Here is a 23,205-nt window from a genome sequence, read left to right on the forward strand (position 1 = left end):
TCACATCGGGAGGGCGCGCCGGCGACGGACCGCCGTGATCACGGCCTCGGCCACGGTAGCGACCTGTTCGATGAACCAGCTGACCGGATTCTCGCCGGGCCGGCGCTGGCTGACGACGAACGTGGCGATGCAGATCGCGGCGAAGATCAGGGCGGGCAGGGCCACGGCGACCAGGGCCGTGGCGCGGGTGGCCGTCGCCTGTCCCAGGACCATCAGAATCTCGAAGGCGAACAACAGGACGCCGCCGGTGGCGACCGCCGCGCCCGCACCCGCGCGCTTGGCGCTCAGGCCAAACGGCACGGCGATCATCGGCAGGAGCGGCAGGATCAGCGCACGGGCGAGACGCGCGTAGAGCGCCGCGAGCAAGGTTTCTCTTGGCAAGACGGCGGGCTCCAGACCAAGACCCTGGCGCGCCAGTTCGATCAGCGTCAGTTCGCTGACGTCCTCGCCGCGCAGCCGCAGCAACCCCGCATCGCCGGCGGGCACGTTGAACATCAAGCGCGAGAAGTTGACGACATAACTTGGAGCGCCGGCCAGGGTGCTGATCTGGCGTCCGTTCGTCAGCTCCAGCGCGATCCGGCTATCCGCAGGGCTCTTGTGGACGACGGCGGACACGGCGGTGACGATGTCTTCGCGACCGTTCGGCTCGATGCGCCGGATGAAGACCTGCTGCAGATGACGTCCGCTGGCGTCCGTCCGATCGGCGGTGAGGAAGAAGTCCGAGCCCGCCGACAGCAGCGCCTTGGGCCGCACGTCGCCGTTCCATCCGGCGTTCTCGGCCGCGTGCAACACGGCGTGATAGGCGTAGCGGCTGTAGGGCTGCACGAAACCGAACAGGAAGACGCTCAGGACCATGAGCACAGCGCCCAGGGCGACAAAGGGCGCGGTGAAGCGCGTCAGCGACGTGCCGCTCGCCAGGATCGCGTCGATCTCCGAGCTCTTGTTCAAGCCGTTCACGACCACGAACAGGCCGATGAAGAAGCCGCCGGGCAACGTCAGGCCCACATAGTGCGGTGTCAGGTTCACCAGCAGTTCGGTGAGATATCGCAAGCCGTCCGTCGTCTGCGACAGCAGATCAAACGACCGTATCAGGCGCTCCATCAGGAAGGCCACCATCGTACTGATGAGGACGGCCGACATCGGCGCCAGGGTCCGCCGCAGCAGGTAACGATCGAGCGTGTTGGGAAACATCAAGGCGGAGCTCGTCGTCTCGAGAGCCTTTCAGGATGCAGCGCTAGCGGACGGACAAGGCGGCGGCCTGGGCGTCGACGCGCCCCGCGCGCCCCTGCCCCCAGAGCCGGGCCTCAGGCGTCGTCTCAGACCGGCTGGGCGTCCGCGCGTGCGCTTCCAAGGCCTCGGCGTAGACCTGCACGACCTCGTCGAGGATCTCGGTCCAGCGATAGGCCGCGCTGCGATCCAGAGCCTTGGCGCCCATGCGACGCAGGCGGTCGTGATCCTGACAGAGCCCCTGCACCGCCTGCGCATAGCGCGCCGGATCGCTCGGCGCGCAGAGGATCGCATCCCGGCCATCGCGCAGCAGCGCCCGGGTATTGGGCGCGTCGGCGCAGACCATGGCCAGGCCCGACGCCATCGCCTCCAGATTGACGTTGCCGAAAGTCTCGGTCGTGCTGGGATTAAGGAAGATGTCGCCGCTGGCCAGCGCCGTAGCGAGCGCCTCGCCCGTCAGGAAGCCCGCGAAGGTCGCCGTCGGCAGCCGGTCCTGGAACCAGGCTCGGGCGGGTCCATCCCCGATGATGAGCACCTGCGGCGCAGGCCCCGCCGCCGCGAGCCGGTCGATCGTGTCGGCGAACGCCGCCAGACCCTTCTCCATCACCAGACGCCCGAGGAACACGATCACGGGTCGATCAGGGTCAAAGCCCTGGGCTGCGCGCCAGGTCTTGCTGCGTCGCGCCGGATTGAAGAGCTCGGCGTCCACGCCGCGCGCCCAGGTCCGGACCTGAACGCCCAGGCGCTGCGCGCGGAGCTCATCGCCGATCGCCTCGGTGGGCGTCATCACATAGTCGCATGCGCCGTAGAACCGCCAGAGCCGACGCCGCGCCAGGGCGCGTAAACCGCCCAGTCCGTAGTAGTCGAGATAGGAGTCGAACAGCGTATGCAGGCTCGCGACCACAGGCGTCTTCAGGCTCCGCCCCAGTTTCAGCGCGGCCGATCCGAGCAGGTCAGGCGCCGACAGGTGAATGAGGTCGGGGGCGAAGGCCTCGATGTCACGCCGCACAGACGGCGGAAGACCCAGCGCCAAGCGATAGTCCCTGCGAAACGGCAGGGTGACTGAGGGCACTGAAACAAGGTCGCCGACGGGGGCGAAGGCCGGCGTGGACGAAGTCGGCGAATAGATCCGAACCTGCGCGCCCGTCGTGCGCTGCACGTGGTCGACCAGCCTGTTCAGCGACTTGTTGGCCCCGTCGAGCGTGTAGTTGTAGTTGCCGGAAAACAGGGCGATCCGCGCCGGGCGCGCGCCAGGGGCGAACATCGAGGCCTTGGTGTCCATCGCCGTGCTTTCCTGTGAGCGCCTCGGACGTCGCCCAGGCGGTTCCGCTCCCCCCCGGAAGCAGCTCAGATCGCGACTTAGAGCAGCCAACGCCGTCGGTTTTGTGAAGGTCTCCGACGCACGACCGTCACGGTACTGATCTACCGGTGGCGGAAGTGTTGTTCTGGGGGACCGCCGGATGCGGATCGTGGACGTCGCCGAGTTCTATTCGCCCACGGGCGGAGGCGTTCGGACCTACATCGACCGCAAGCTCGAAGTGGCCGCCCAGCTTGGCCACGAGCTTTTCGTCATCGCCCCCGGGCCCGAAGACCGCTTCGAGCCGCGCCCGTCCGGCGGCGTGATCTGGGTGCGCGCACCGCGCCTGCCGTTCGACGCCAACTACTACATGTTCTGGGACGCCGCGCCGGTGCACAAACACCTGGACGCCCTGGCTCCGGACTTGGTGGAGGGCTCGTCGCCCTGGCGCGGGGCATGGGTCGTCGCTCGGTGGCGCGGGCGCGCCGCGCGGGCGATGTTCATGCACGCCGACCCCGTGGCGATCTATCCGCAGCGCTGGTTCGGCCGCATCGCCAGCCCCGAGCGCATCGACCAATGGTTCGCGTGGTTCTGGCGGTATCTGCGGTCCCTGCGTCGCCATTTCGATTCGGCCGTCGCCGGCGGACACTGGCTGGCCCAGCGCTTCGAGCAGCACGGCCTGGGTCCCGTCGCGGGCATCCCGCTGGGGATCGATCGGGGCGCGTTCTCGCCCACCTTACGGGACGAGGCGCTCCGGGCGCGTCTCTTGGAGGCCTGCGGCATGCCCCATGACGCCAAGCTGGCCCTGGCGGTTGGACGGTTCCATCCCGAGAAGCGCTGGCCGATGGTGATCGAAGCGACCGTGAAGGCCTCAAAGACCACGCCGATCGGTCTGGTGGTGGTCGGCGACGGCATCGATCGCGCCCGCGTCCGGCGCGCGGCCGCCGGTCAACCGAACGTCCACATCATCCCGCCGATCCGGGATCGGCCCCTGCTGGCGGCCCACCTGGCCAGCGCGGACGTGCTGGCGCACGGCTGCGACTCGGAGACCTTTGGCCTGCTGCCCGCCGAAGCGATGGCCAGCGGCCTGCCCCTGGTCGGCCCCGATCGCGGCGGTTTCGCCGATCTCGCCCGCCCCGAGAGCGCCGAGATCTACCGGTCAGGCGATCCGGACGCCGCCGCCGCCGCCCTTCTCCGCCTGTTCGCGCGCGATCCTGAAACGCTAAAGACTGGCGCGCTGGCGGCGGCGGACGGCGTCAGGCATGACATCGACCACTTCGCCGAGCTTTTCGATCACTACCAGTCGATCGCGAAGCAGGCCTGGGATCCAACCGCCATGGTCAAAGCCCCCACCGCCCGAGGCGCCAGGCCTTGACCACCACAGCGCCATCCGAAGCTCCCATGTCTCCATCGGAGAGCCAGGACGCTTGGACGCCCAAGCGCCCTTCGCTCTGGTGGAACATCGCCGGCGTCGCCGTATCGGCGGGCCTGGTCGTGGCGATCCTGTTCCAGTTGGACGACGCGACGGCCCACGCGCTGAAGATGATCGCTCAGCTGCCGCTCGCCGTCTGGCCGGCCATGGTGCTGCTGTATCTGACCCAGCCGATCTGCGATTTCGCCGTCTATCGCCGGACCTGGAACCTGCCCTGGTCCGGCTTTGGCGTCCTGCTGCTGAAGAACGTGATCAACGAGACCGTGCTGGGCTACAGCGGCCAGGCCTATCTTTATGTATGGGCCCGCCGGATGAGCGGGACGGGTGTCGCGCCGTTTGCGGCCATCAAGGACGCCAGCATCATATCGGCGTTGCTGGGCAACCTCCTGACCCTGGCGCTGACCGCCGTCAGCGTCACGCAACTCACCGAGCTGGGCCTGGTCAAGCAACTCGGACCGGCGCTGTGGTCCGGTCTGATCCCCGTCGCCATCTCGATCGGACTGGTGGTTTTCGGCCGCTGGGTGTTCTCGTTGTCGGCCCGTCTTCTGCTGTTCGTCACCAGCGCCCATGCGCTGCGCATCGTCGTTTCGACCGCCCTGACCGTGATGATCTGGCGGATCGCCCTGCCCGAGGTCGCATCCGAGCTTTGGCTGGTGCTGATGGCCGTCCGTTATCTGGTCTCGCGCATTCCGCTGCTGGCCAACAAGGACCTGGTGTTCGGCAATCTGATGGTTTTCCTGCTGGGTCCGCAGGCCCCGGTGGCGGTGCTTCTGGCGGCGCTGGCCCTGGCGACCCTGCTGATGCACCTCGGGGTCATCTTCATCCTAGGGGGTGTCCGCTTGGCGAGCCATCTGGCCAAACTCATCAGGCGTAGCGTCGCCGAGGCCTAAAGCCCGGGCGCTGCGCGGGCCAGAAGAGCCGAGAGCTCGCGCCCCAGTTTGTCGTCCAGGAGCGGCTTTTCGACCAGGGTGACGCCGGTCACGCCCCGCCGGGTCAGGCGCTGGGCGTCGCCGGTCAGCACGATGGTCGGCCGCCCTGGCGTTGGCGGGGGCAAGCTGGCGTCGCCGTCGTCGATCACGACGCAGGCCGCCGCGCGACATTCCGAACAGGCCAGACAGCTATGGGTGTCCACCGGCGCGCGCACCGCGTAACCGTCGGTTTCCAGAGAAAACCGCAACGCATCACGCAGGGCCTCGTCCTCCACCAGGAGGAGGATCATGGGACGGTCTGTTTCGCCGTCCGACAGGTCGGGCCGGTCGCACATAGCCGCATCACGTCACACTCGGGTCGGAGCGGCCTTGATCGGAGTCAAAATCGTTCGCCTCCGAGTCGCCGCCTAAGGGACTCCCCTTAGCGAGCCCCCCTTAGGCGCATGCCCCGAATATCGGATCGGTTTGAGATGGCGCAAAAAACCCACAACAAACGAGGGGGTTTCCCATGCTGTCTCCGATCCGCGCCAAGACGCTCGACAACGACCATTTCTTCGACGCCGTGCTGCCCGCGCCGGGAGCCTGCGCGCGCTTTCACCGCGACGAGGAAATCTTCGGCGAGGGCGAGGCGGCCGACTACGTCTATCAGGTCGTGTCGGGTTCGGTGCGCACCTACCGGATCCTGCGGGACGGCCGTCGCCAGATCGACGAGTTCCACTTCGCAGGCGACTATTTCGGCCTGGAGATGACCGAGACCCACCGGATCAACGCCGAGGCCATGTCCGACGCCACAGTGCGGATGATCCGCCGAGGCGCGCTCAGCGACCTGGCCGCCCAGCGCGGCGACGCGGCCCGGGCCCTGTTCCGCCTGACCGCCGAGGGCCTGCAGCGCTGCCAGGACCACGTGCTGATGCTGGGCCGCCGCTCGGCCCAGGAACGTGTCGTGGGCCTGCTGCTGGACATCGCCGCCCGCACCCGCGCCGACGCCGAACTGGACGTGCCGATGAGCCGCCAGGACATGGCCGACTATCTGGGCCTGACCATCGAGACCGTCTCGCGCACCCTGACCGCGCTGCAGGAGGAAGGCCTGATCGCGCTGCCGACCGTCCGCCACATGGTGCTGAAGGATCGCCGGGCGCTGGAGCGCCTGGTCGCCTAGAGCGCGTTAGGTTTAACTGTGAGCGGTTAAACCGCTCGAACGCGCTCTAAGTGTATGAAATAGAGCCTGTTTATCTGGTTTAGATGACTCCATCTAAACCAGACAGGCTCTAAGACCCGGCGGGTTAGACCCCGCCCTCGTCGGACCGCTCCAGGCCGGCGATGGCGGCCTCCTCGTCGGCGTCGCCCTGGTTGACCGAGCGCAGCATGACCTGCCGCATCGCGTAGACCAGCATGGCCAGCAGGATCACCGTGTTGAGCACGAACGGCGCCCAGCCGATCTGCTCGTAGAGCAGCACGAACAGCGGGGCGACGACCACGTTCAGGCCGTTGATCGCGGCGATCGCCCCAGCCGCGCCGGCCTGGTCCTTGGCCTCGACCGACAGCGACGCCCCCGCCGTGAAGCCCGGCCGGGCGAAGCCGTAGCCAAGGCTGGCGATGGCGTAGCCAATGGCCACGGCCGCGTAGTCCGGCGCGAAGGCGACAATGATGTTGCCCAAGGCGGCGGCCCCGACGCCCCAGCGCATCAGCTCGCGCGGCCCCATGCGGAACATCCGGATCAGGCCCCATTGCGCGAGAAGACCCGCCACCGCGCCGGCCGCCATGGCCAGGGTGATGAAGCCCTGCGCCTTGATCGGCGACAGGCCCAGCTTGTCGATGATCAGAAAGCCCAGGGTCTGGGTCTGGGCCGTCTGGCAGGTTGCGACGAGGAAGCCGAAGATCAGAAAAGGCTTGAGGCGCGGATCCTTCCACAGCGCCGCGCTCTCGCCCCGCCAGGGGAGCCCCAGGCTGCGTCGCCGCGGCGGAGTCTCGCCGCCGCCCGGCTTGAAGGTCTCGGGCAGGCCGCGGTGGACCACCACCAGCATCGCCGCCGCCAGGGCTGCGAACGCGACCATCGGGCCCGCCAATCCGATGATGGGCAGTACGAACAGCGGGGCCAGCAGCGGCCCCACCACCGTCCCCAGGCCAAACGCGCCGGCCAGACTGGCCATCGTCTGGGTGCGCTCCTCGCGACTGGTCCGCTCAGCCAGATAGGCCTGGGTGGCGGGATTGGCCGCCGAGCCGAACCCGCCGAACAGCGCCCGCGCCAGCAGGAACAGCACGAAGATCACCATCGGCGGCGCCAGATGGTGCAGGCCCGCAGAGACCACGATCGCGCACAACGTCATCGAGACCGCAAAGCCGGCCAAGCCCAGCATGATCAGCGGCTTGCGCCCACGCAGGTCCGATTGCCGCGCCCAGAACGGCGAGGTCACCGCCCAGAGCACCGCCGACAGCGAGAAGATCCCCGCGACCAGCGCGTCGGGGATGCCAATTTCGCGACCGATCGCCGGCAGCACCGACAACATGCCGGTGTTCCCCAGGGCGGTCGCCACCGACACGCCGAAGAGGATGGCGAACGCCCGCCGGTTGCTCCGGCCGTCTTGAGTTTTCGCAGTCATCAAACAACCGTTAGACCCGCGTCCCCGCCCGCGCAACGTGTCGCGGGCCGCCGGGCCACGCGCTGAACGGCGAGAACCTTGGATTAATCATTAACCGCGATGATGCGCCGTCAAACTCGGGGTGCGCCTAGGCCATGTTCCAGATCATCGGCATCGTTCTGCTGTTCGCACTGGTGTTCGGCTCGTACATCATCTCGGGCGGCAAGATGGACGTGATCATTCACGCCGCGCCGCACGAACTGATGGCCATCGGCGGCGCCGGCGTCGCCGCGTTCCTGATCTCGAACTCGATGACCGTGATCAAGGCCACCCTGTCGGGCTTCGGCACGATCTTCAAAGGCCCCAAGTGGAAGGCGCAGGACTATCGCGACCTGCTCAGCCTGTTGTTCCTGCTGACCAAGACGATGAAGTCCAAGGGCGTCATCGCCCTGGAAGCCCACATCGAGAAGCCGCAGGAAAGCTCGATCTTCTCGCGCTACCCCAAGATCGCTCACGACCACTTCGCCGTCGACTTCATCTGCGACACGCTGCGGATGATGACCATGAACCTGGAAGACCCCCACCAGGTCGAGGACGCGATGGAGAAGCAGCTCGAAAAGCACCATCACGAAGCCCACCAGGCGGCCCACGCGCTGACGCAGCTGTCCGACGGTCTGCCGGCTCTGGGCATCGTGGCCGCCGTGCTGGGCGTCATCAAGACCATGGGCTCGATCACCGAGCCGCCGGCGGTGCTGGGCACCATGATCGGCGGCGCTCTGGTGGGTACGTTCATGGGCGTGTTCATGGCCTATGGCCTGGTCGGTCCGATGGCCACGCGCCTGGGCGCGGTGCTCGACGAGGACCACGCCTTCTACAAGATCATCCAGGCCGTCCTGGTCGCCCACCTGCACGGCAACGCCGCGCAGATCTCGGTCGAAATCGGTCGCGGCAACGTGCCGACCGCCTGCCAGCCCAGCTTCGCCGAGTTGGAAGAAGCCCTGTCGCAGATGCCGAACGAATAGGTCGACGGCTCCCTACCGACTCGTAACTTGCGCGGTCGTTCGAACCGGTATTCCTATCGGGGCGAAGACGTCGCCGCCAAGGCGACGCGGCCAGTCGAAGGGGAAACCGCATGACCTCCACCATGATCCGTAAGCTGCTGATCGCAGGCGTCGCCGTCTCGGCCCTGTCGCTGACCGCCTGCGGCAAGAAGGAAGAAGGCGGCGCTGAAGACGCCGCCGCCAAGGCCGCCGCCGCTGACGCCTCGACCGTGACCGACGCGGCCTCGGCCAAGGACCAGGCCGCCGCCGACGCTAACAAGGCCGCCGCCGACGCCGCCGCCGCCCCGGTCGATCCGGCCGACGCCGCCGCCACGGGCGCCGCCTCGACCACCGCGCCCGCTGACGCGGCCGCCCCGGCCGCAGCCGCCAAGCCGGAAGAGAAGAAGGCCGCGCACTAAGCCCTCAGCGAAATACCGATCTCCCCGGCGGAGGCCGGGGCCCAGATCGAAACCACAGCGCCCTTCGTCGATCCTCGGCGGAGGGCGCTTTTGCGTCTGACGCTCGGGATGGATCTGGGCCCTAGCCTCCGCCGGGGAGTTCGGATTGGGATGGCCTCGCCAGGAACCAACTTGACCCCGTCCCCCGCGCCGCGCTCTAGCAACCCCATGGATCCCACCGCCCCCTCCCCGCTGGTCTGGCGCGACGACGGCCTGCCGCAGTCCAGCCTCTACGGCGACGTCTACTTCTCCAGCGTCGACGGTCTGGCCGAGACGCGGGCGGTGTTCCTGGCCGGCTGCGGGCTGCCCGAACGCTTCGCCGAGCGACGCGACTTCGTGGTCGGTGAGCTGGGCTTCGGTTCGGGGCTCAATATCGCCGCCCTGCTCGACCTCTGGCGTCGCGAAAAGCCGCCCGGCGGGCGATTGCACATCTTCTCGATCGAGGCTCACCCCTTGTCGCGGGACGAGGCCGCGCGGATTCTCGCGTACTGGCCTGAGTTGGGGGAGGCCGCGCGGGTGCTGCTGGACCACTGGCCCGGCCGCGCGCGAGGCTTCCATCGCGTGGACCTTCCTGGCTTCGACGCGGTGCTGGACCTGGCGGTGATGGACGTGATCGAAGCGCTGGAGGCCTGGGACGGCCTGGCGGACGCGTGGTTCCTGGACGGCTTCTCTCCGGCCCTTAACCCGGCGATGTGGCGCGATGAGGTGCTGGCGGCGGTCGGCGCGCGCTCGGCGCCCGGCGCGCGGGCGGCCACCTTCACAGTGGCTGGCGCGGTGCGTCGCGGCCTCTCGGCGGCGGGTTTCGAGATCGCCAAGCGCCCCGGCTTTGGCCGCAAGCGCGAACGTCTGGAAGCGTGGCGCCCCGGCGTTCGTCCAGCGGCGCGGCGGCCCGAGACCCTGGCCATCATCGGGGGTGGAATCGCCGGGACTTCGCTGGCGCGAGCGGCGCGGGCCGAGGGCCTCTCCGTGGTGGTCGTCGATGACCCGGACACGTTCGGCGCTTCGGGCAATCCCGCCGCTCTGGTGACCCCGGCGCTGGACGCCGGCGGCGGTCCGCGCGCGGCGCTCTACGCCCAGGCCCTGGCCCGCGCCGTGGCGCTGTACGAGGCCGAGCCCCAGGCGGTGATCGCGCGCGAGGTGCTGCAACTGGCCGCCGGCGAGCGTGATCCGGCCCGTTTCGCCACGGTGGCGGGACAAGACCTGTTCGAACCGGGCGACATGCGGACACTGGACGCCGAAGACACCCACGCTCGCCTGGAGACCCCCACACCGGCTCTGGCCATGGCGGGTGCGCGGGTGATCGCGCCGGCCGAGGTGACGACGGCCTGGGCGGGTCCCGTCGTACGGCGCGGGGTGGCGAAGGTTGAACGCGACGGCGAAGGCTGGCGGTTGCTCGATGCCGCCGGTGAATTGATCACGCGCGCCGATCGGCTGGCCCTGGCCGGCGGCGCGGCGGGGGCGGATTTGCTGGCGAACGCGCCGCTGCGACCCGTACGAGGCCAGGCCAGCTGGACGCGCGGCCAGGCGACGCCCCCGGCCGCCTTCGGCGGTTATGCGATCCCCACCCGCGACGGATTGCTGTTCGGCGCCACGCACGACCGGGACGACGTCCAGACCGACGTGCGTCCGGAGGACCATGCCCGAAACCTCGCGACCTTGGCCAAGGGCCTGCCGGCCCTGGCCGAGCGCCTGACGGGGTCGACCTTCGAGGGGCGAGCGGCTGTTCGCGCCACCACGCCCGACCGGCTGCCGCTGGCGGACGTCCGCGAAGACGGCGTGATCGTCCTGACCGGCCTGGGCTCGCGCGGGTTCTGCCTCGCGCCGCTGCTCGCCGAGCATCTGGTCGCCCGGTTGCTCGGCGTTCCCTCACCGCTTCCGCGCCAATTGTCGCACCTGCTCAAACTGACGCGTTTCGACTCGCCTGTGACGCGCATCGGCGTATAGTCGAACACGGTTATCGGAGCGTCGTTGGCGACGTTGGCGCGCTCCGGGCCCCACGAGAACACATCTGGCCGGCGCCCCCTTCATAGCCGGCCACGTGACGGCGGACCGCCGCCCTCTTGGCCCGCCGGATCAGACGCTCCCGACGCCCCATCGGGAGCGTCTTTTCGTTGGACGGTCTCACGCAACAGAAAAGGGGCCGGCCTTGCGGCCAGCCCCCCATTCCGTCGATCAGAACATCCTTATTGGAAGTTGATCGAGACCGCCGAGCGGCGGTTCAGCGGCTCCTTGACGCCATCGCCGGTGGCGACGGCCGGAGCGCTTTCGCCCTTCCAGTCGACCGCCACGGTGGTGGCGTTCAGGCCCATGCTCACCAGACCGTCGGCCACGGCGCGCGCACGGCGCTCCGAGAGCTTGCGGTTGTAGGCGTCAGAACCCGAGGTGTCGGTGTGGCCGGTCACCACGACGCGGGTGGCGGAACCGCCCTTGGCGTATTCGGCGGCCTGCTGGACCACGGCCTGGGCTTCCGGCGTCAGCACGTACTGATCGAACGGGAAGTAGACCACGAACTCACGCGCCTCATAGGCCGGAGCGGCCGGCGGCGGCGGAGGCGGCGGCGGGGGAGCCGGCTGGGGCGGAGGCGGCGGCGGCGGCAGCACGGGCGGTGGCGGCGGCGGCGGCGGCGGGGCGCCGAAGGTGTAGCGCAGGCCCAGGGTCACCGAGGTGTCCTTGTAGCGGCCCGAGAACGTGCCGACGTCGGTGATCGAACCGCCGGCCGGACCGGTGTTCTGCGTCACCGAGCCCCAGTCGAGCTTCGAGGTCCGCAGGTAGCGGCCCGTCAGGTCCATCGACCAGTTGTCGGCGAAGTTCCAGGCCACGCCCAGGAGGCCTTGCATGGCGAACGCTTGGTCCACGTCGTCGAAGTTGGTGTTCTGGTAGATGGCCGCGCCCGCCGGAACGCCCGACAGCTGGCCATAGACCTTGTTGTGCACCCAGGCCGTACCGGCGCCGACGCCGATGAACGGGCTGAAGCGCGAGTCGCCGCCCATGTCGAAGATGACATTAGCCATCAGGGTGGAAGCCTTGAGCTTGCCGTTCGGCGCGACGCAATCCGGAGCGGCGGAGGTCCGGGCCACGCCCGGAGCGCAAAGGCCGATTGGCTGGGCGCCGCTCAGACCGGCGCCGCGCACGCCTTCCATATCGCTGGGGCGATAGCCGTATTCGGCTTCAACCCGCCAGTTCGGAGAGAACTTGTAGCCGAAGCGGCCAAAGGCGGCCCAATCCTTGTCGGCGTTGAAGTTCCACTGATAGCCGTTCGAGGACGTCGCCTTGACGTCCTTCGGCTCGTGATAGCCGGCGTCGCCCGCGACGTACCAGCCGCTCAGGGCGCTTTGGGCCGAAGCGCCCGAGGCGGCGCAGAGCGCTACCGCCGCGACGCCGACCAGCAACCGCATGTTCATTTGAAAACCCTCTTCCTACGAAAGTCGCGGACCCGACATCTTCCCCGGGACCTGGAGCACAAACGCGCCATGCGCGGATTCAGGTGTGGCGCCAGAGCAACAAAATCGGCGAAATTGCGAAAAATGTGGCGAGACGCGCCATGCCACAGCGAAGCTATGGGTTGCTCGGCGCCGTGCGAAACTGTCGCAAATAGCTAAGATTGCAGAAGAAAATCGGTTTCTCCATACTCGCCTGGTTGGTGAGTGGAGCGCGTCGGTGTGTATTCAGTGCGAGCGGTTTGGCCTGAACCTCCACGGGGATGACATCTCCGCCGCCGTCTGGGGCGGCGAGGGTCCCCACGCCTTTGTCGACGCGGACTCGCGCGAAGGAACCGTCGCAGGCAAGAAGAGCCTGACGGTCCCCGAGGCCGCCCTGCAGCTGCTGCGCAGCGAGCCGGGCTGGTCGAACCAATTCCTCATACCCGCCACCGTGACCTACGCGTTCCGCGAAACGGCGCCGGCGACCATGCCGACCGACACCGGCGGCTTTTCCCAGTTCAACGCCGCCCAGATTCTCCAGGCCGAGAAGGCGCTGCAGTCCTGGTCAGACGTGGCGAACATCACGTTCGTGCGGGTCGGAGAAGGCACGTCCGGCCCTGAAGCCTATAGCAACAACGCCTCGATCCTGTTCGCCAACTTCAGCACGGGAAGCGACGGCTCGGCCGGTTTCGCCTACTACCCTGGCAACACTGCGGTCAGCAGTCGGTCCGGCGACGTCTGGATCAAGTCGACGGCGAGCTACAACACCAATCCGACCGGCTCCAACTATGGCGGCATGGTGCTGGTGCACGAACTGGGACATGCCATCGGCCTGGCCCACCCCAGCGAATACAACGCCAGCGCCGACGAAACCCTGACCTACTCCAAGGACGCCACCTATTACCAAGACAGCCGCCAGTACACGGTGATGTCCTATTTCGGGGAGGCGAACACGGGAGGCTCCTTCTCCGGGGCCTACGCGTCGTCGCCTCTGCTCGACGACATCGCCGCCGCCCAGCTGGCCTATGGCGCCAACATGACCACCCGTACCGGCGATACGGTGTATGGCTTCAACTCAACGGCGGAGCGCGACTGGTTCCTGGCCACCTCATCCTCGAGCCGTCTGGTGTTCGCGGTCTGGGACGCGGGCGGCGTCGACACCCTGGACTTCTCCGGCTACCGCGTCGCCCAGACCATCGACCTGCGGTCGGGCTACTTCTCCAGCGTCGGCGGGCTGAAGGGCAACGTCACCATCGCCATGAACGCGGTGATCGAGAACGCCATTGGCGGTTCGGCCGCCGACACCATCAACGGCAACGCGGTCGGCAACCGGCTCACGGGCGGGGCGGGCGCCGATATCCTGGACGGCGGACGGGGCGTCGATACGGCCGTCTTTTCCGGCGCCTATGGCGGCTACACCCTCACCGCCGGCGCGAACGGCGCCTGGACGGTGCTGGATCGCGCCGGCGGCGACGGGACCGACAGCCTGCTGAACATCGAGTTCATGGCCTTCGCCGACCGGACCGTCGCGCTGGTCGACAGCCGCGTCGCGACCGCGATCAGCAACATCCTGCGCCTTCAAACCTTCAGCGCCGCAGCCGAGCCGATCACCAAGAGCCTGGCGACCGCGATGGCGGCCGGAACCAGCTATTCTGACGCGATCGATCAGGTGTCCAAGGCTGCGCTCTCGACCAGCGCGGTCGCTGTGCTGGCCTACCAGTTCTTCACCGGCAAGACGCCGACAGCCGCGGGCATGGACTATCTGGTCAATCCGGACGGGGTGAACGCCAACAACCTCAACAGCGCCTACTATCAGTCGTTCAACCTCGAGAACCGCTACATCAATTTCGCGGTCAATCTGGGCAAGATCGGCGAAGGCGCGGCCCAGTTCTCGGCCGACTACGGCGGTCTCAGCCTGTTCGACGCGACGCGCAAAGCCTATGCGACCATCTTCGGCCTGACACCGACCGACGAGAAGGTGCGCGCCCTGATCGACGGCCGCGCCGACTACTTCGCCGCCTACGGACGGGACGGCGTGGACGGCCTGGGGACCAAGGCGGCCATGGTCGGCTGGCTGATGGCCGAGGCCGGCAAGGCCGATATCGGCGTGTACGCCAAGTCGGCGGAGGCTTTCTTCGCCGACCAGGCCACCAAGGACGTCTATGGGGTGGATCTCATCGGCGTCTACGCTAGGCCGGAATACGCCCTGACCTGAGCGGGCGACGGCAAGCGCCCGCAGACTCGCGAAAACTGATTTTTGGGCAAGGGCGGGCGGCCCTCCCCCGAAAAGGTCGCCGCCCGAGTTGCTTCACCGGTGGGGTGGTGAAGGGGACGCAGAGCTAGCCGCAGGCCGCCATGACTAGCAAGCCCAAAATACCCAGAATGGAGTTTGGCGTCGCTTTGCCCACGCCAAGCGCAGCGGACGCAAGGCTCATCACCCGCTCACCGATGAGGGCCCGTCGTTTTCAGCACCCGGGCAGCTTTACCTTGCGCGCGGCGCCCGCTAGCCATGTCGATGGAGGGGGCTCCAACAACGGATCAGGACGCCGAATGAGCGACGCCGCGCCCCCCGCCACGTCTCCGCCGCCCCGCCAGAAGGGTTTTCTCGGAGCCGTCGAGAGACTGGGCAATCTCCTCCCCGAACCCGTGATGATCTTCGTCTGGCTGATCCTGGGCCTGATGGTCCTGTCGGCGATCGGGCAGGCTCTGGGCTGGTCCGCGTCCATCACCTATGCGGGCGATGAAGCTCCACAGTTCGGCGAACTTGAGAACGGCGTCCTCACCTATGCCGCCAGCAGCCTGTTCTCGGAGGCGAATCTGGCCCGCCTGTTCACCGAGATGCCCAAGACCCTGACCAGCTTCGCCCCACTGGGGCTGGTGCTGGTGGTGATTCTGGGCGCCGCCGTCGCCGAGCGCTCGGGCCTGTTCAGCGCCCTGATCCGCGCCAGCCTGCGCGAGGCGCCCAAGAGCATCCTCACGCCCCTGGTGGTGATCATCGGCATGGTCTCGCACCACGCTTCGGACGCGGCCTATGTGGTGTTCATCCCGCTGGCCGGTCTGCTCTACGCCGCCGTCGGCCGCCATCCGCTGGCGGGCATCGCCGCCGGCTTCGCGGCCGTCTCGGGCGGCTTCGCCGGGAATCTGACGCCCGGCCAGTTCGATGTCGTGCTGTTCGGCTTCACCCAGGAGGCGGCCCGGATCATCGACCCCACCTGGACGATGAACCCGCTGGGCAACTGGTGGTTCATCCTGGCCATCGTCATCGTCTTCACGCCGATCGCCTGGTTCCTGACCGACAAGGTGGTCGAGCCGCGCCTGGGCCCCTGGGGCGGTCAGGCCGACGACGCCCTGAAGGCGGAGCTGGCCAAGTCGGCCGTCACGCCTGACGAAAAGCGCGGCCTGAAGTTCGCGGGCCTCGCAGCCCTGGCCATCGTCGCCCTGTTCGCGGCGCTCAGCCTCATTCCCGGGTTCACCCCGCTGATCGACGAGACCAAGACCGGTCCCGCCCAGCTGACGCCATTCTACGGCGCGCTGATCGCCGCCTTCATGATGTTGTTCCTGGCCAGCGGCGTCGCCTACGGCGTCGGGGTCGGATCGGTGAAGTCCGAAAGCGACGTCGTGACCATGATGGCCGACGGGGTGCGCTCGGTGGCCCCCTATATCGTCTTCGCCTTCTTCGCCGCCCACTTCGTGGCGATGTTCAACTGGTCGCGCCTGGGTCCCATCGCCGCCATCCACGGCGCCGAAGCCTTGAAGGCGATGAACCTGCCCGCGCCCCTGCTGCTGGTCAGCGTGCTGGGCTTCTCGTCGGTGCTGGACCTCTTCATCGGCTCGGCCTCGGCCAAGTGGAGCGCCCTGGCCCCTGTCGTGGTGCCGATGTTCATGCTGCTGGGCGTCTCGCCCGAGATGACCACCGCCGCCTACCGCATGGGCGACAGCTTCACCAACCTCATGACGCCGCTGATGAGCTACTTCCCGCTGGTTCTGGCCATGACGCGGCGCTGGGATCCCAGCATGGGCGTCGGCTCGCTGCTGGCCCTGATGCTGCCCTACGCCCTGGCCTTCATGGTCGCCGGCGTGCTGATGACCCTGGCCTGGGTGGCCTTCGACTGGCCGCTGGGCCCGGCGGCCCAGGTTCACTACACCCCGCCGGGCGGGCTGCTGAAATAGTCCGCGATCAAGACCCGAGGCGCCGCACGGCGTCTCGGGCCCTCATCCGACAGCCCCTCACCGGCGCCACGTTGACGAGAGACGGAACGCCGCTACGCTGCCTGCGGGCTTTTAGGGGGCAAGGCGATGACGGATCGGAGCAGGCGTAGGGTGTTGGCCGGCGGCTTGGCGCTGGGCCTGGTCGGCGGCGCCGCGCGCGGCGAGGAGCCGCTGACGACCACGCCGGCGCTGGAGCTGGGCCCCTTCTATCCGGTGCTGCGCCCCACCGACACCGACGCGGATCTGACCCGGATCGCCGGCCGCAGCGGCCGCGCCAAGGGCGAAGTGATCCAGGTCATGGGCCGCATGGTCGACCAGCGCGGACGCCCGATCGTGGGCGGCAAGGTCGAGATCTGGCAGTGCAACGCCGCCGGTCGCTACGCCCATCCGTCCGACACCCACACCGCGCCGCTGGATCCGGACTTCCAGGGCTTCGCCAATCTGACCACGGACTCAAACGGCGAATTCCGGATCACCACCATCAAACCCGCGCCCTACCCGGCGGGACCCGGCTGGATGCGGGCGCCGCACATCCATATGGACGCCACCGGAAAGGCCGCCCGCAGCACCTTCCAGATGATGTTCGACGACCCCTTGCTGGCCCAGGACCGCGTGGTCACGCCGCTGAGCCCCGCCGACCTGGCCATGACCCTGGCCCGTCCCCTGGAGCGCGGCGCCGACGGCGTGGCGCGCTTCGGCTGGACAATGCTCATGCTGGAAGGCTGAAGCGGGCTTCCAGCCGCCCTCGTCTTCAAAGCTCAAAGCGCCAGAGGCAGCCCGGACCTGCACGGCAACGCAGTCGCGCGAAATGCGCGAGCGTTCGGCTTTGAGAGTGGGGGGGAATGGTGGACGCGACAGGGATTGAACCTGTGACCCCTACGATGTCAACGTAGCGACATGGCGCTAAGGCATTGAATTTTCAGCGCTTGGCGTTCGTTGGTTCCCCGTTTTGTTCACGTCTTTTCGTGGGGTTTCTGGGAAATAACTGGGAACCAGGGGCGTTCATTTGCTCTGCAGCAGCCTCAAGATCTTTCGAGCCGTGCGGTAGTAAGCTAGACCTTCGCTCCTGCTCATGTTGGCGTGATCGTTGATGACGACCTTGTTCCGGATCTCGTAGGCCCGGGAGATCAAACCCGCGGTTGTTTCGGCCAGTCTATTCTGCGCCACTAGATCCGAGAGCATGGTGATGACATCAGGGCTGCTGCTCGATTTCCAAGACTCGATCGGCGCCCAAACTCGCCGCAACTCGCTTTCGATCGAGGTCCAAGCAGCGACAACGAGCACCATGACATACGCGTTCACCTCGCGTGGGCTGAGCGGCTGGTGCTTTAGAACGGTGGCCATCATATCGGCATCGCTCTTTATTTGAGGCGGCTGAAGCGTCCCTGCGACGATGAATTCCTGCTGCCCTTCAAACTCGCCGGGCCGATTGGTCTGCGCCCTCTCTGTATCCTCCTGTAGTTCCTCGACCGCCTTGCCCATGTCAAAGTCAGCGCTGATGCCGCCAGGGCCTGTGAGCTGCTTAATTCTCTTCGCGAGCTCGGCCGCGAAATTCTGGATGGCGGTGTGAAACCGTGCCGCCAGCAGCAGAACGACGACAGGCCAAGCGATGGCTTTGACGATCTCGGCGATGAACTTTAGGTACTCGGCCGCGCCGTTGATGTTGATGACAGTGAGCTCCGCCTTCATCCCAAAGCCTTTCGCGCGCGCGCCTGGTGGGTCGGCCGGTGGTGGCCGTAGTTGTCCTCGAGGGCCTTGACCGTCATGCCGGCGAAGGCGGCCGCTTCCCAGGCAGGGACGTCGGCTTCCATCAACCAGGTGCAGCAGGTGTGCCGCAGCCAGTGCGGCGTGATCTCGGCCGGCAGGCCGGCGTCGGCGACGATCGCCTCGAAGCCCTTGCGCACCTTGGCCACCGGCGCGCCGCCGTGGTGCAGGACGCTGTTGGCCATCTCCAGGCTGTCGCGCTCGCGGATCTCGGCCGCCTTTGCCTCGTCCAGGCGCTTCCAGCGGCGCATGTGCTCCAGGAGGCCGCGCGGCATCTTCACGACCGGCCGACGCTTGGTCTTGTGATCCTTCTCGCGCTTGCCGCGCCGCCAGATCATGCCGCTGTCGAGATCGACCCACGCCTGCAGCGGCGATTCCTGCCACAGCATCGCCATGGTCACGGCCGGCCGGTTGCCCGTGTAGAGGCCGATCAGAACGAAGCGGCGCAGGTGCATGCGGTTGGCGATCGCGCTGGCGCCCAGGCGCTTCCAGATGATCTTGCCCTGGGCGTCGAGCCCTTCGTTGCGGTAGCCCATGGCGGCGCGCAGCAGCTGGGCGGCCTGGCCCCGCGTGAGGGCGTCGCGGGGGCTGTCGGGCTTCTCGGGCATCCAGACCTTCGGCCGGACCGTCAGGGGGTACTCGCCGTTCCAGTAGTGGATGGCGGCCGACAGGTCCTCGAGCTCGCGCCGGGCGCCCTGGTCGGTGACGCGCTTTTCCAGCGCCGGGCCGCGCCGGGCGGCCTTGATCGTGTGGGTCATGCGCTCGGCCACATAGGCCTCGCACTCGGAGCGATAGACCTCGCTCAGCTTCTTGGTCCCCCAGAACCGCATCAGGGCATCGACCCGGACGGCGGTGGCCTTGGGGTCGGCCAGCTTGGGCGCCCGGCCCTTGAGGTAGTAGGCCAGGACCTCGGCGATCAGGACCTTAGACGGGTCACCTCGCCGCCGCCGATCATCTGCAGCTTCTTCTTCCTCGGCCCGAACCGCCCATTTCTGGCTGATGTAGGCGGCGAGCTGGGCCTCTGCCCCTTCAGGGCCTGAGAGGCGATCAGGACCGCAGCCTGTGCTGATCTCAGTCTGTCCGTCTCGGATGTAGTAGATGTCTGGGATCGGCTTGCCGGTCCTGGGGTGGACGCGACCACTGCGAAGGTGGAGCCGGGGGCCTTTGGACGGACGGGGCATGCTTCTGCGGGTTGAAAGAGCGCTTTTACGCTCGCTGGAGTCACCCACAAAAGTCCACGGACTCGCGCCGGGGTCAATCGACCCCGCGCGATCTCAGTGCGCAGCGACGAGACGGTGACCGGCCCGTGCGGCCAGAACACAGCCACATACTCGGCCAGGGTCATCTGGTCGTCGTCGGCCCAGTCGGCCGGATCCGGCCGGCGGTGGGCGCGGGCAAGGGGGTCTCGGCGGGCGGGCATTAGGCGAAGGCCTTTAGCGCGTCGCGCGCGATGATCCGCGCCCGGTGATTGATCTCCGCCGGTGACAGATCCTTGATCGCCTCGAGGGCCGCCCGCAGAGCGATACGTTCCTCGTCGCCAGCCAGCGCAGCTAAGCGCGCCGCCTGGCGGAACTCGTCGACGGTGAACTCCAGGGGCTCATCATGGCGAATCTCATGGCCGAACTTTGCGACGATGAAGCGGCTGACTGCATCACCCATGTCTACGCCTCCCGCTCGGAGGGTTTCGCTGTTCCGGGGATCCAGAGAGGCCCAAGGGCCACAGTCACGGCCACCGCCTCGGCCCGAAGCTGTCTCCAGGCGCCCGGATAGGCCGCCTCAAGGGCTTCGAAGGGAACCGGCCTGGTCGGCCCGGTCGGATTGCTGTCTGGGCTCGATGGTTCTTCCGTCACCGGATTGAGTTGATACAGCGCCCGCATCGCGGCCTCGGTGCGCCTGCAGCCGATGTCCAGCAGCTGAGGGCCGTAGAGTGCGTCATCGACCAGGGCGAGGTTGTGGCAATAGCCGCGCATGGTCATGCTGGCGCGCTCAAACGGTGTGGGCTGGTAGTCCGCGGGTTCATGGGGATGCGTCAGGACGAACACGATGTCCTCGACCAGCTGATCCTTGCGCTTCAGCTCGCTGACAACGACGGCGATCGCGTTCGCCAGGCGCTCATCGCGCATCCGCGCCTTGCGGAGCTTGAACTTGCTGGGCGCGGTCGCCGCCCACGCGCTGAGATCGGCGATGGCGTCTTTGACGTGTTGATCCATCGCTCACTCCCCCTCGTGCTCGATCTGGCGCTCGCCAGGCGGCGCGGTCGGGTCGTCGGCGAACATCCAGTAGTGAGCCTCGACGGCGAGGGCGATCCGCTCGACTGAGGTTCCGAAGTGCTGCGCTGCTTGGGCGAACGTGCCGTAGCGCGGTGTCCGTCGGTGACCCCTTAGCGACCACGCCTGCACCATGTTGGCAAAGCGCAGCAGCTCGGCTTGTTCATCGGCCGACATCGCCTTGAGGCGCGCCGTGAACTCGGTCTGTTCGTGGCAGTTTTCGTCGCTCATGTATCAAGCCCCCTCAGTCTTGAGGACGGCGCGGAGCGTTGGGGCAATGGCCTGCGATTTCGCCTGCAGGCCCATCAGCAACTCGTCTAGGCGTGGATGATCCTTGCCGGACATCGCCAAGGCGAGACAGATCCCGCCCGCTTCATCTACATAGGCGGCTGCGTTCTTCAGCGCCGCCTCTACCTTCTGCGCCCGCACCTCGGTAGCTTGCAGGCGCTCGCGTAGATCGGTGATGACTGCGTTCGCGGTCTCGTCGTGAGAGATGCTGGCGGCGAAAGCGACGCCAGCCTGTTCGCAGATCGTACGCTCGGCATCCGACAGGGCGAACCACGTCGTCGTTTCGGCGCGGGCAATGACGAGCGCCTCGAGCAGCTTCTCGCCCAGGCTCTTGGCGGTTCCGTCAGCCATGGGCGGGCGCCTCCGGAAACACCAAGTCGGCGGCGGCGGCCACGACGCGGCGGCCGGCTTCTGTCGGCTCATAGAGGCTGATATAGCCGTCGATCCAGCTATTAGGATTGACCCGCCAAGCGACGAGCGGCCCGTCAGCAGGCTTCGAGCAAAGCCCGCTCAGGAGGCAGTCGGTCATGCCGCCGTCGTTGGTCCGGGTAGAGCCGCGTTCAACGCATCGGCGAAGCGCATCCAGTTCCAGGGGCGTGACCCCAAGGTCCAGGCAGCGCTGGATGGTTGGGTCTTTGGTGATCTCATTCGCCATGGGTCGGCCCCTCCCCGCTCGAGGCCTGCGCCATCAGCGTCTGCTTAAGTGCAACGCGCAGCGCGTCCCCTTGCCACTGGATCAGGCTTCGGTTGTCCTTGAGGCCGACGAAGGCGCCGGGATCGGCGGCGGCTCGGGTGAGCTCCTGGGCCAAAGCCTCGAAGTCGATCCGGTCCCAGGCGGCGGCCTTCCGCGCCAGGCTCGCGACGATGTCGAACACGGCCCTGGCGGCTTCGTCGTCAGCAACCGCGCCGGCGATCCGGGTTTCGTCGCCGTCCAATAGGGCGATCCACGACCGGTCAGGAAACTCGCCGGCGTTGTCCAGGTTATCGATCACCGTCGTGGTCGCCAGCTCGCCGACATAGATCGACGCGCCGTCACCCAGTCCCAGCTGCAGGCCCACGTCAGGCCCGCTGTCCTCGTCGCTCGAGTGCCACGCGGTGTGGCCTAGGGGGAGGTTCGCAAGGTCCATCGCTCAGACCTCCCCAGTCTGGCCGGCGTCGAGTCGGCGCTGCAGGGCGGCAAGGGCCTGGGCGATGTCGTCGTTCGACAAGCAGAAGTCTGCCTGGTCGTTGTCGGGCTGGCGCACCAGCACGGTGATCTTCGACCCAGGTTTGAAGTGGGTGAGGATCTTGTCCATGTGGTCGGCGATCTTCTCGGCCGCGAACTCCAGGCCCGATTTCATCAGGCCGGCAGGATTTCCGAAGCCCATCGCTCAGGCCTCCGCCATCTCAAGGTCGTCCTCGTCCTCGCCCAGGAACCCCACCAGCTCGCTGGGCGAGACCGAGGCGGCGATCGCCGCGCGGATCTGGGCGTAGTTCGCCGGCAGCAGGCGCCAGCTTTGGCCGTGCTCGTCGGTGGCGATCGGCCACAGGGCGTCGGCCGAGATCGCCTTAACGCCGGTGATCTTCACGGCCACGCCCTGGTCGTCGTCGCCGGTGATAGTGATGGCCGGGCCCGACCGATTGGCCGTCCAGCGGTGAACGTTCTTCATAGGGGTCTCCCGTTCGCATCCGAGCGATGCGGAGGAACCACCGGCGGGCCGATGGCTCGACCGCAGCGCTAGGCGTGCAAGGTGGGGCGCTGGCGCATCTGAAACGCCAACGGCGTGAGCTCGCCGAGCTGAGACGTCGCCAGGTCAATGCCCTGTTGCAGGCGATCTTGGTCCGCGCCGTCGCCGGCTAGCGTGACAAGCGCTTGCGAGAGCGCATTGATCAGCAGGAAGACGCTGCCGACCTCTGGCTCCCCGCCAAGCCGTTCGGCGGCTTCTCCTGCAACTTGGACCAGCACGGCTGCGATCGCTTGGCAGGCTTCAAAATCCATTTCCTGCACCGCTCAGCCCTCCCCGCGCGAGGAGCGAGCCAGCACCCGCCAACAGGCCTTGATGCAGCGCGTGGCGCAGACCAGGCCGGCGATGCTCCAGGTGGCCAGCAGCAGCACGTTGATGGCGTCGGCGCCGCGTCCGGCGATGATCGGCAGGAAAGTCGAGGCCGCCAGCAGCACCGAATAGAAGCCGAGCAGCAGGCCAAGGCCCAACTGCACCAGGAGATAGAACCGCACCCAGCCTTCGTGGCGGCTGGCCGGCCGCGGCGCGGGATCGGGTAGGCGCGGATAGGGCGAGGTATCGTCGTAGGCCAAGGC

Annotated in this window: 26 protein-coding genes; 8 read left to right on the forward strand and 18 right to left on the reverse strand. The window is 67.6% G+C overall.

All coding sequences use genetic code 11. From position 1 onward, the window contains the following. A complete protein-coding gene (locus tag J2X45_RS17095) occupies positions 1-1,194 on the reverse strand; it encodes an LptF/LptG family permease (RefSeq protein ID WP_310217148.1) in 1,194 nt (397 codons plus the stop codon). A 40-nt stretch (positions 1,195-1,234) separates the two neighbouring features. After that, positions 1,235-2,599 (reverse strand): glycosyltransferase family 1 protein, encoded by a 1,365-nt coding sequence (locus tag J2X45_RS17100; RefSeq protein WP_310217150.1) that lies wholly within the window; start codon positions 2,597-2,599, stop codon positions 1,235-1,237. An 88-nt stretch (positions 2,600-2,687) separates the two neighbouring features. Between J2X45_RS17100 and J2X45_RS17105 the strand changes: the two genes are divergently transcribed. Then, positions 2,688-3,899, forward strand: coding sequence for a glycosyltransferase (locus J2X45_RS17105; RefSeq protein WP_310217152.1), 1,212 nt, complete (start codon positions 2,688-2,690; stop codon positions 3,897-3,899). 349 nt (positions 3,900-4,248) lie between these two features. Here J2X45_RS17105 and J2X45_RS17110 read toward each other — a convergent pair whose 3' ends face one another. Continuing rightward, on the reverse strand, positions 4,249-4,536 hold the full coding sequence (locus J2X45_RS17110) for a hypothetical protein (protein ID WP_310217332.1): 288 nt from the start codon (positions 4,534-4,536) through the stop codon (positions 4,249-4,251). 306 nt (positions 4,537-4,842) lie between these two features. Continuing rightward, positions 4,843-5,220 carry an oxygen-responsive sensory/signaling system negative regulator FixT gene (fixT, locus tag J2X45_RS17115; RefSeq protein ID WP_310217154.1) on the reverse strand — a complete coding sequence of 126 codons (378 nt, stop codon included), beginning with the start codon at positions 5,218-5,220 and terminating at the stop codon, positions 4,843-4,845. A gap of 173 nt (positions 5,221-5,393) precedes the next feature. Between fixT and fixK the strand changes: the two genes are divergently transcribed. Continuing rightward, entirely contained in the window at positions 5,394-6,044 is a 651-nt protein-coding gene (gene fixK, locus J2X45_RS17120) for a transcriptional regulator FixK (RefSeq protein ID WP_310217156.1), read from the forward strand. A 124-nt stretch (positions 6,045-6,168) separates the two neighbouring features. Here the strand turns inward: fixK and J2X45_RS17125 are convergent, their stop codons facing one another. Then, positions 6,169-7,485: an MFS transporter gene (locus J2X45_RS17125; protein WP_310217160.1), complete on the reverse strand. Its 1,317-nt coding sequence runs from the start codon at positions 7,483-7,485 to the stop codon at positions 6,169-6,171. A gap of 134 nt (positions 7,486-7,619) precedes the next feature. Between J2X45_RS17125 and motA the strand changes: the two genes are divergently transcribed. The 3 genes from motA (at position 7,620) to mnmD (ending at position 10,906) form a co-directional block, all read left to right on the forward strand. Continuing rightward, the gene (motA, locus tag J2X45_RS17130) at positions 7,620-8,486 is read left to right on the forward strand and encodes a flagellar motor stator protein MotA (protein WP_310217162.1); all 867 of its coding nucleotides are present in this window, start codon (positions 7,620-7,622) and stop codon (positions 8,484-8,486) included. A 110-nt stretch (positions 8,487-8,596) separates the two neighbouring features. After that, complete coding sequence (locus tag J2X45_RS17135; RefSeq protein WP_310217165.1) at positions 8,597-8,923, forward strand: hypothetical protein; 327 nt, start codon at positions 8,597-8,599, stop codon at positions 8,921-8,923. A gap of 207 nt (positions 8,924-9,130) precedes the next feature. Then, the gene (gene mnmD, locus J2X45_RS17140; RefSeq protein WP_310217168.1) at positions 9,131-10,906 is read left to right on the forward strand and encodes a tRNA (5-methylaminomethyl-2-thiouridine)(34)-methyltransferase MnmD; all 1,776 of its coding nucleotides are present in this window, start codon (positions 9,131-9,133) and stop codon (positions 10,904-10,906) included. Positions 10,907-11,145: 239 nt separating this feature from the next. Here mnmD and J2X45_RS17145 read toward each other — a convergent pair whose 3' ends face one another. Then, on the reverse strand, positions 11,146-12,363 hold the full coding sequence (locus J2X45_RS17145) for an OmpA family protein (RefSeq protein WP_310217170.1): 1,218 nt from the start codon (positions 12,361-12,363) through the stop codon (positions 11,146-11,148). Positions 12,364-12,619: 256 nt separating this feature from the next. Here J2X45_RS17145 and J2X45_RS17150 point away from each other — a divergent pair, with 256 nt between their 5' ends. The 3 genes from J2X45_RS17150 (at position 12,620) to J2X45_RS17160 (ending at position 17,316) form a co-directional block, all read left to right on the forward strand. After that, entirely contained in the window at positions 12,620-14,596 is a 1,977-nt protein-coding gene (locus tag J2X45_RS17150) for a M10 family metallopeptidase C-terminal domain-containing protein (RefSeq protein ID WP_310217173.1), read from the forward strand. A gap of 335 nt (positions 14,597-14,931) precedes the next feature. Continuing rightward, the gene (locus J2X45_RS17155) at positions 14,932-16,551 is read left to right on the forward strand and encodes an AbgT family transporter (protein ID WP_310217176.1); all 1,620 of its coding nucleotides are present in this window, start codon (positions 14,932-14,934) and stop codon (positions 16,549-16,551) included. Between the two features lie 126 nt (positions 16,552-16,677). Then, on the forward strand, positions 16,678-17,316 hold the full coding sequence (locus J2X45_RS17160; protein WP_310217179.1) for a protocatechuate 3,4-dioxygenase: 639 nt from the start codon (positions 16,678-16,680) through the stop codon (positions 17,314-17,316). A gap of 276 nt (positions 17,317-17,592) precedes the next feature. On the opposite strand, the gene J2X45_RS17165 is transcribed toward J2X45_RS17160, so the two are convergent. From J2X45_RS17165 to J2X45_RS17220, 12 genes are all read right to left on the reverse strand, one after another. Further along, the gene (locus J2X45_RS17165; protein WP_310217181.1) at positions 17,593-18,279 is read right to left on the reverse strand and encodes a hypothetical protein; all 687 of its coding nucleotides are present in this window, start codon (positions 18,277-18,279) and stop codon (positions 17,593-17,595) included. Continuing rightward, positions 18,276-19,535 carry a tyrosine-type recombinase/integrase gene (locus J2X45_RS17170; RefSeq protein ID WP_310217183.1) on the reverse strand — a complete coding sequence of 420 codons (1,260 nt, stop codon included), beginning with the start codon at positions 19,533-19,535 and terminating at the stop codon, positions 18,276-18,278. Before J2X45_RS17170 ends, J2X45_RS17165 begins: the two co-directional genes overlap by 4 nt. Positions 19,536-19,773: 238 nt before the next feature. Further along, positions 19,774-20,013, reverse strand: a complete 240-nt coding sequence (locus J2X45_RS17175) for a hypothetical protein (RefSeq protein ID WP_310217185.1) — start codon at positions 20,011-20,013, stop codon at positions 19,774-19,776. Positions 20,014-20,015: 2 nt separating this feature from the next. After that, entirely contained in the window at positions 20,016-20,564 is a 549-nt protein-coding gene (locus J2X45_RS17180; RefSeq protein WP_310217187.1) for a hypothetical protein, read from the reverse strand. A 3-nt stretch (positions 20,565-20,567) separates the two neighbouring features. Beyond that, positions 20,568-20,852 (reverse strand): hypothetical protein, encoded by a 285-nt coding sequence (locus J2X45_RS17185; RefSeq protein WP_310217190.1) that lies wholly within the window; start codon positions 20,850-20,852, stop codon positions 20,568-20,570. A 3-nt stretch (positions 20,853-20,855) separates the two neighbouring features. Further along, the gene (locus J2X45_RS17190) at positions 20,856-21,260 is read right to left on the reverse strand and encodes a hypothetical protein (RefSeq protein WP_310217194.1); all 405 of its coding nucleotides are present in this window, start codon (positions 21,258-21,260) and stop codon (positions 20,856-20,858) included. Then, entirely contained in the window at positions 21,253-21,564 is a 312-nt protein-coding gene (locus J2X45_RS17195; protein ID WP_310217195.1) for a hypothetical protein, read from the reverse strand. Before J2X45_RS17195 ends, J2X45_RS17190 begins: the two co-directional genes overlap by 8 nt. Next, positions 21,554-22,036: a hypothetical protein gene (locus J2X45_RS17200; protein WP_310217197.1), complete on the reverse strand. Its 483-nt coding sequence runs from the start codon at positions 22,034-22,036 to the stop codon at positions 21,554-21,556. Before J2X45_RS17200 ends, J2X45_RS17195 begins: the two co-directional genes overlap by 11 nt. Before the next feature lie 3 nt (positions 22,037-22,039). Next, on the reverse strand, positions 22,040-22,276 hold the full coding sequence (locus tag J2X45_RS17205; protein ID WP_310217200.1) for a hypothetical protein: 237 nt from the start codon (positions 22,274-22,276) through the stop codon (positions 22,040-22,042). 3 nt (positions 22,277-22,279) lie between these two features. Next, complete coding sequence (locus J2X45_RS17210) at positions 22,280-22,558, reverse strand: hypothetical protein (protein ID WP_310217202.1); 279 nt, start codon at positions 22,556-22,558, stop codon at positions 22,280-22,282. Between the two features lie 68 nt (positions 22,559-22,626). Next, on the reverse strand, positions 22,627-22,887 hold the full coding sequence (locus J2X45_RS17215) for a hypothetical protein (RefSeq protein ID WP_310217205.1): 261 nt from the start codon (positions 22,885-22,887) through the stop codon (positions 22,627-22,629). A 12-nt stretch (positions 22,888-22,899) separates the two neighbouring features. After that, entirely contained in the window at positions 22,900-23,202 is a 303-nt protein-coding gene (locus J2X45_RS17220) for a hypothetical protein (protein ID WP_310217208.1), read from the reverse strand. Between the last annotated feature and the right edge of the window lie 3 nt (positions 23,203-23,205).

Source organism: Caulobacter sp. BE264, assembly GCF_031457805.1.
Lineage (GTDB): Bacteria > Pseudomonadota > Alphaproteobacteria > Caulobacterales > Caulobacteraceae > Caulobacter.

Coding starts and splice junctions, on each gene's coding strand:
- J2X45_RS17105 (WP_310217152.1), top strand. CDS start 2,688: ATGCGGATCGTGGACGTCGCCGAGTTCTATTCGCCCACGGGCGGAGGC.
- J2X45_RS17110 (WP_310217332.1), bottom strand. CDS start 4,536: ATGCGCAGCGCATGGGCGCTGGTGACGAACAGCAGAAGACGGGCCGAC.
- fixT (WP_310217154.1), bottom strand. CDS start 5,220: ATGTGCGACCGGCCCGACCTGTCGGACGGCGAAACAGACCGTCCCATG.
- fixK (WP_310217156.1), top strand. CDS start 5,394: ATGCTGTCTCCGATCCGCGCCAAGACGCTCGACAACGACCATTTCTTC.
- J2X45_RS17125 (WP_310217160.1), bottom strand. CDS start 7,485: ATGACTGCGAAAACTCAAGACGGCCGGAGCAACCGGCGGGCGTTCGCC.
- motA (WP_310217162.1), top strand. CDS start 7,620: ATGTTCCAGATCATCGGCATCGTTCTGCTGTTCGCACTGGTGTTCGGC.
- J2X45_RS17135 (WP_310217165.1), top strand. CDS start 8,597: ATGACCTCCACCATGATCCGTAAGCTGCTGATCGCAGGCGTCGCCGTC.
- mnmD (WP_310217168.1), top strand. CDS start 9,131: ATGGATCCCACCGCCCCCTCCCCGCTGGTCTGGCGCGACGACGGCCTG.
- J2X45_RS17145 (WP_310217170.1), bottom strand. CDS start 12,363: ATGAACATGCGGTTGCTGGTCGGCGTCGCGGCGGTAGCGCTCTGCGCC.
- J2X45_RS17155 (WP_310217176.1), top strand. CDS start 14,932: ATGAGCGACGCCGCGCCCCCCGCCACGTCTCCGCCGCCCCGCCAGAAG.
- J2X45_RS17160 (WP_310217179.1), top strand. CDS start 16,678: ATGACGGATCGGAGCAGGCGTAGGGTGTTGGCCGGCGGCTTGGCGCTG.
- J2X45_RS17165 (WP_310217181.1), bottom strand. CDS start 18,279: ATGAAGGCGGAGCTCACTGTCATCAACATCAACGGCGCGGCCGAGTAC.
- J2X45_RS17170 (WP_310217183.1), bottom strand. CDS start 19,535: ATGCCCCGTCCGTCCAAAGGCCCCCGGCTCCACCTTCGCAGTGGTCGC.
- J2X45_RS17175 (WP_310217185.1), bottom strand. CDS start 20,013: ATGGGTGATGCAGTCAGCCGCTTCATCGTCGCAAAGTTCGGCCATGAG.
- J2X45_RS17180 (WP_310217187.1), bottom strand. CDS start 20,564: ATGGATCAACACGTCAAAGACGCCATCGCCGATCTCAGCGCGTGGGCG.
- J2X45_RS17185 (WP_310217190.1), bottom strand. CDS start 20,852: ATGAGCGACGAAAACTGCCACGAACAGACCGAGTTCACGGCGCGCCTC.
- J2X45_RS17190 (WP_310217194.1), bottom strand. CDS start 21,260: ATGGCTGACGGAACCGCCAAGAGCCTGGGCGAGAAGCTGCTCGAGGCG.
- J2X45_RS17195 (WP_310217195.1), bottom strand. CDS start 21,564: ATGGCGAATGAGATCACCAAAGACCCAACCATCCAGCGCTGCCTGGAC.
- J2X45_RS17200 (WP_310217197.1), bottom strand. CDS start 22,036: ATGGACCTTGCGAACCTCCCCCTAGGCCACACCGCGTGGCACTCGAGC.
- J2X45_RS17205 (WP_310217200.1), bottom strand. CDS start 22,276: ATGGGCTTCGGAAATCCTGCCGGCCTGATGAAATCGGGCCTGGAGTTC.
- J2X45_RS17210 (WP_310217202.1), bottom strand. CDS start 22,558: ATGAAGAACGTTCACCGCTGGACGGCCAATCGGTCGGGCCCGGCCATC.
- J2X45_RS17215 (WP_310217205.1), bottom strand. CDS start 22,887: ATGGATTTTGAAGCCTGCCAAGCGATCGCAGCCGTGCTGGTCCAAGTT.